This window comes from Streptomyces sp. NPDC006265 (assembly GCF_040613555.1).
GTDB lineage: Bacteria > Actinomycetota > Actinomycetes > Streptomycetales > Streptomycetaceae > Streptomyces.
Map to the genome: position 1 here is coordinate 1 of NZ_JBEXSH010000588.1, position 5,743 is coordinate 5,743.

The 5,743-nt window shown below is 71.5% G+C and carries 4 protein-coding genes and 1 pseudogene; 3 read left to right on the forward strand and 2 right to left on the reverse strand.

Features of this window, described 5'->3' with window-relative positions:
• Positions 1 to 211 precede the first annotated feature (211 nt).
• Positions 212 to 1,666, reverse strand: a complete 1,455-nt coding sequence (locus tag ABZ281_RS34595) for a hypothetical protein (RefSeq protein ID WP_356661996.1) — start codon at positions 1,664 to 1,666, stop codon at positions 212 to 214.
• Positions 1,663 to 2,559, reverse strand: a complete 897-nt coding sequence (locus ABZ281_RS34600) for a 2OG-Fe(II) oxygenase (RefSeq protein WP_356661998.1) — start codon at positions 2,557 to 2,559, stop codon at positions 1,663 to 1,665. The genes ABZ281_RS34595 and ABZ281_RS34600 overlap by 4 nt, the downstream gene beginning before the upstream one ends.
• Positions 2,560 to 2,791: 232 nt before the next feature.
• Between ABZ281_RS34600 and ABZ281_RS34605 the strand changes: the two genes are divergently transcribed.
• The 3 genes and pseudogenes from ABZ281_RS34605 to ABZ281_RS34615 all read left to right on the forward strand — a co-directional run.
• The gene (locus ABZ281_RS34605) at positions 2,792 to 3,520 is read left to right on the forward strand and encodes a hypothetical protein (RefSeq protein WP_356662000.1); all 729 of its coding nucleotides are present in this window, start codon (positions 2,792 to 2,794) and stop codon (positions 3,518 to 3,520) included.
• Between the two features lie 354 nt (positions 3,521 to 3,874).
• A complete protein-coding gene (locus tag ABZ281_RS34610; protein WP_356662002.1) occupies positions 3,875 to 4,846 on the forward strand; it encodes a helicase-associated domain-containing protein in 972 nt (323 codons plus the stop codon).
• Between the two features lie 530 nt (positions 4,847 to 5,376).
• A pseudogene (locus ABZ281_RS34615) lies at positions 5,377 to 5,743 on the forward strand (ATP-binding protein); the annotation flags it as partial.

The window sequence follows — 5,743 nt, forward strand, 5'->3', positions numbered from 1 at the left end:
GTTTTGGTTGCGCTTACAAGCGACATTCAGAATATTTCGACGAACAGGCAGGCGCACGCCCCCGCAACTCCCGGCCGGCAGTCGGCACCAACCTGCACTGCGGAGGGCCTACGGAACTTGGCGGTAGTCGCGGCCGTCGGCGGCGACTGGGAGGAGTTCGCCTCGCCGGACGCCCTGGCAGCCTTCGCCGACGTCGCTCCCGCGCCTCGTGTCACGGCCTCGGCTCAGCTCCGACCTCGCCGGAAAGGTTCCATGTCGAGGCCAGCCAAGTCAGGTCGGCTCCGGCCTGGCGGCGGGTCGCCAGCTCGTGCGAGAACAGCTCCTCGGTCTTCGTCAGCACCAGCCTGTGGGGGCGTCCCTGCCGCCTGGTCTGATGGTCTACGGGCAGCTCGGCCGTGTCGATCCTGCTGTGCACGTGCCGCCGCCCGTCCTTCGCCAGCGGCCACTCCAGCGTCTGCCGCGAACGGGAGCCGAGGAACGCGCCGGCCAGGGTGCCGCACAGCTCGCAGCCGCACCCGGTCCACGCCACCGACCAGTCGTCCGCAGCGCGCGGCGCCCGTCGCGCGAGCGCGCCGAGCCGGTCCCCGCACTCCCGTGCCACCGCTCCGAGCCCCGCCGCCCGGGGCTCACCCTCCGTCTGTTCCTGCGCCGCGTGGCGCAGCATCGGCAGCAGGCACTCGAGGACCGTGTCCGGGTAGGAACGCAACGCTGCCATGATCCGGCCGCGCAGCTTCGTGTCGGCCGCTTCCAGGATGCGCAGCAGCGGCAGGCTCAGCCGCTCCAACTGCGCGCGGCGGATCTCGGCCGGCCCGGTTTCGGCCCACAGCCGTAGCTCACCGTCCACCTGAGCCCAGGCCCCGGTCGACAGCAGTTGCGCCACCTCCGGACTCCGGGCGGAGCTCAGCGCCGCGCACAGCTGGGGAAGCCGCTCGGTCCAGTCGTACCGGTGTTCCTCGAAGCGGTTCTGCGCGCCGCCGAACCAGCCCTCGGTGACCTGGCCCAGCCACGGGACGCCGTACCGCTTCGCCACCGCGGCCAGGTCGTCCGCGTATTCCGGAGTGAGAGCGCCGATCCGGAACGGCTCCAGGAGCATCGCGGCGGTCCCGGGCGCCTGGAGGCCCTCGGCCACCCGCAGCGCGCTCCCCAGCTGCCCGGGCCGTACACCACTGCCCTTCCAGAACGGCGCGAGGGACTCGGCCGCGGCGCGTGCGCCGTCCCGGTCGCCCGTGGTGATACGCGCCTGCAGTTCCTCGAGTGCCCACCGTGATCCGGCCTCGCCGCGCGCCGCGAAGGCCCGCTCTCGTGGCCACACCACGACCGCGGCCCGCCGGTACCAGCGGTCCAGCGTGTTGCCGTGGTTGCCCATGTAGCCCTCGTACTGGGAGTCATAGGGCTTCAGGTCCGCACTCGGGGTACTGGCGCAGCTCTCGTAGTCGCGGACGTACAGCGAGATCTGCTCGCCGTCGGCGCCGTCCGGACCGGTCCACCAGCCGAGGGTGATCTCGTCGTCGATCAGCTCGCCGAGCTCGTAGTCCTCGTCCGCACCCGCGCCGTCGACCGCGGCTGTTCCCGCTTCCTGTTCCTCTCCCTCTTCGTCCTCCTCGTCGTAACCGTAGTCGTCCCAGGGGTCGTACCCGGCCGGAGTGGCGTCCCAGGTCTCCTTCACCTCGGCGAGGGCGAGTACCGTCTCGCACCCCGCCTGGGCGGCCGCGGCGCGCAGCAGCGCGGCACGCTCCGCGTCGGCGCCCTTGAGCCGGTCCCAGCCGAGACCATGTTGGGTGTACTCGTGATCGAACAGGTAGACAAGACGACGGGGCGGATCGAGGTGCCGGCCGCCGTAGCGCGGCCTGGCCGGTGCGTTGAAGTGTTGTGCTCCAGGCAGTGCGCCATGTCGTCGAGCGGGCCGGACTCCTGCTCCGGGGCCCCTCGCTCGGCCAGCAGGTTGAACGTGAGGGTCACCCGGTAGCCGCTCCTGACCGGTGTCACCTCGTGCGGGCAGTCGGCGTAAAAGACCACCAGGCTCAGCTCCGTCTTCGACGCACGGTAGGTCCGGCTCTGCCCGGCGTGCCCGATGACCAGCTCGCCGCCGGTGTGTGCCGAGGGCAGCGACAGCACCAGCGTGCCCACCATGGCGTCGCCCTTCTCCGAGTCCTGGTGGGGGAGGAAGAACTGCCCTTTGCCGTACACGAGGAGCGCGTGCGGCTCGGCCCGCAGCCGGGTCGACGCCGGTAGCCCGAGCTCGTCGCGGAAGTGCTCCAGCGCGCCGTCGAGCAACGTCGGCCAGGCCGGGCCGTCCAGCGTGACCTGGTCCGGCGGGATCTGCCAGGTGTCCCGCACGCTGCTGTCGCTCAGGGTGTCCTCCCCCCGGCCGAACAGTGCCGGGCGCGCCACCGCGATCAGCTTCTTCACCTGCGGCGCGCGCAGCGGCAGACGCACCGGTCCGACCCCGGCCACCTCAAGGCCGACGCCGTCCGCCGGTGCTTCGAGCCGGGCGCTGAACTCCGCCGCCTTCGACCCGCCGAGCAGGACGCCCAGCCGCTCCCTCGCGCTCTTGGCCATCGCTCCGTCCTCCCTGTTCCCGCGGCCGTGTCGTCTCGATCCGACTCTACGGAGCAGCGGGACCCCGGGTGACCGTCTCGCCCATATGAGAACGCCTTCCCCGGCACGGAGGGACCGGCGGCCGAAAAACAGCCGGTTCGGGCCCGCGTGCCCACGCGCGTCCCCCCTCCGGGGACAACGGGAACAGCCAGTCCCCGCACCTGACACCCCGGCGTTGCGGAACAATGGCCCCGTGAACGACGACGATGCGCAACTACTGCCCCAGGTACGGTCGTTGCGGGAGAAGGGCAGCGGGCCGAAGCAGATCGCGCGGGCCCTCGGACTGAAGCCGGCCCGGGCGAGCGCGCTGGTGCGCCAGGTGGCCCACGAACAGCAGAGCACGGCCGCGCCGACCGAGCGCCCGGTGGTGGGCTGCTGGGTGAGCGCCGGCTGGAGCACCGACCTGGAGCTGTCCGCGGCCCCCGACTGGGCGCGCGCGGACGACGAGGGCTCCGGGAATCCCGAGGCCGCCGGTTTCGCCCAGATCCTGATCGCCCGACAGGAGCGTGGCAGCCGGGTCACCCTCTGCGGGTTCCTGGTCGACGTCTACTGCCTCGGCGTCAAGGACACCGTCGGCCCACAGGTGATGGGCGGAGGATCACTGGACGCCTACGTACGCGACTACTACCGGGCGTTCGACCAACCGCCGCTACGGATCGGCCTGGAGCAGGCGCAGAGCATCGTGCACGGTGGTGTGGCCTACGCCCGCGCCCTCGGCTTCGAGCCCGCGCCGGACTTCGCACAGGCCGCCGTACATCTCGGCGAACCCGGCCCGGCCGCCCCGCGGATCGGCTTCGGCCGCCAGGGGAAGCCGTTCTACATCAACGGCCCACGCGACGACGCCCAGAAGATCGTACGCACGCTGGAGCGCACCTGCGGCGCGGGCAACTACCACTACGTCCTGGGGACGAGGCCCCTGTGATCAGCGACCACGACGAACGTGACGAGCATCGGGTACGCACGACCGAGCACGAGGCGCAGGCCAACCTGAAGGCCGTGCTTCAACTCTGCGCGGCGGGCCGGCTGCGCTGCAGCGAGAAGACACTCCGCCCGTCCGCGGCGACGGTCAAGGCGGTCGCGGAAGCACTCAGCGGCGGCGACTTCTACGCCGAGGAACCGATCGCGTCCTTCGCCTGGCCGCTGCTGCTCCAGGCCGGCGGACTCGCGGAACTGGCCTTCCGGAAAACTCGCGCTGACCGCACGCGGCAGGGCGGCGCTGACCAAACCGGCGCACGAGACGCTCGCCCTGCTGTGGCGGCGCTGGCTCAGCCGCGGCGTGATCGACGAGTTCTCCCGCGTCGAAGCGATCAAGGGCCAGCGCGCGGCGAACGTCCTCACCGCTGTCAAACCGCGCCGGACCCAGGTCGGCGCGGCCCTGGCCGCCTGTGCACCCGGCAAGTGGACCGACGTCGACACGCTCTTCCGCACCATGCGCAAGGCCGGTCACGATCCCAGGATCGCCCGCACTGAGCGCGCCCTGTGGAAGCTCTACCTGGAGGACCCCGAGTACGGCAGCCTCGGCTACGACGGGTTCCACAACTGGGAACTCCTCCAGGGCCGTTACACCCTCGCCGTGCTCTTCGAGTACGCCGCGGTCCTCGGCCTGATCGACGTGGACCACCGGCCGCCGGTGGGCGCCCGCGACGACTACCGTGACAACTGGGGCGCCGACTGGACCGACTGCATCAGCCGCTACGACGGTCTCCTCGCCCTCCGCCTCAACCCGCTCGGCGCCTACGCCACCGGGCAGACCGCCACCTACCTCCCCACCCCCGCACCGGCCGGCACCGCCCCGAGGAGTTCTGGCGGCCTGAAAGTGCTCCCCAACCACGACGTGGTGGCCCTCGACGGACTCGCCCCCGCCGAGGGCCTCCTCCTCGACGCCTTCGCCAAGCGCACCGGCGACCGTGTGTGGGCCCTGACCCCCGCCTCACTGCTCGCCGCCGTCGACGCGGGACGCGATCTCGCCGAACTCCGCCACCATCTGAACGCCGCCACCACCGTTCCGCTCCCGCAGACGGTCACCACGCTTCTGGCCGACGCCGCCCGCCGCGTCGGCCAGGTCCGCGACACCGGGCCGGTGCACCTCATCGAGTGCGCGGACCCCGCCGTCGCGGCCCTGCTCGCCACCGACCGCCGCACCCGCGCCCACTGCACCCGCCACGGCGAACTCCACCTCGCCGTCCCCCTCGACATGCTCCCCGCCTTCCGCAAGGCCGCCCTCGCCCAGGGCTACCCCGTCGCCTGACACACGCCCTCGCGAGCACCGGACACGGACCGGCGCAGTCAGCGATCCCCCGCGTTCAGGCCGAGGGAGCTCATCCAGGTCAGGGGTGAAAGGGCGCCCACCGGACGGCTCGGTCGGGGGCCCGCCCGTGCCGTACCTATGGGTGTGCGCCGCTATGTGGCCGGTCCCTGTGGGCATACGAAACCACGGGCAGGGCCACGGAGCCGCGCCGCCAGGGCCGGAGGAGCAACCTCAGCGGATCTTCTTGAAGTCGGTGCGCACCGCAACCTCTCGGAGGGGCGCTGAAGCACGTGGTCGTGACGAACACGGCCAGGTCGGCGCCGAAGTGCACCTCGGCGCCCAGCAGGTCGCGTGGCTCCCCGGCCTGCGACCGCCTGAGGAACTGGCGCTGATGGCGGCATCGGGGTGGAGGGCGTGGCCACCCAGGTTTCCCCTTGCGATGCGTCGTCCCTCCGCGCGTCGGCAACCTCCGCACACATATAGGGGTACGTTTTACAGATACGTACTTCTACATCTAACCGAGGTGGCCTGTGGACAAGCCTGCCGAGATGTTCGATCGCGATTACGAGTGGTCGGCGCTGACCCGGTTCATCGGCGATGAACAGCCCGGTGCCACGCTCGGAGTGGTCTCCGGTCGGCGCCGCCAGGGCAAGACCTTCCTGCTCGACGCGGCCTGCCGTGCCGAGGGGGGCTTCTATTTCGGCGCGACCGAGGCCGCCGACGCCGAGTCCCTGCGCCGGATCAGCACGGCGCTCACCGCTCATGTCCGGCCCGCCAGCCCCTACCACTTCGCACATTGGGCCGAAGCTGTCGACGCACTCCTTGCCCTCGGCTCCGAGCGCCCCGTGCCCGTGGTGATCGACGAGTTCCCGTACCTCGTCAGGGCCAATCCGGAGC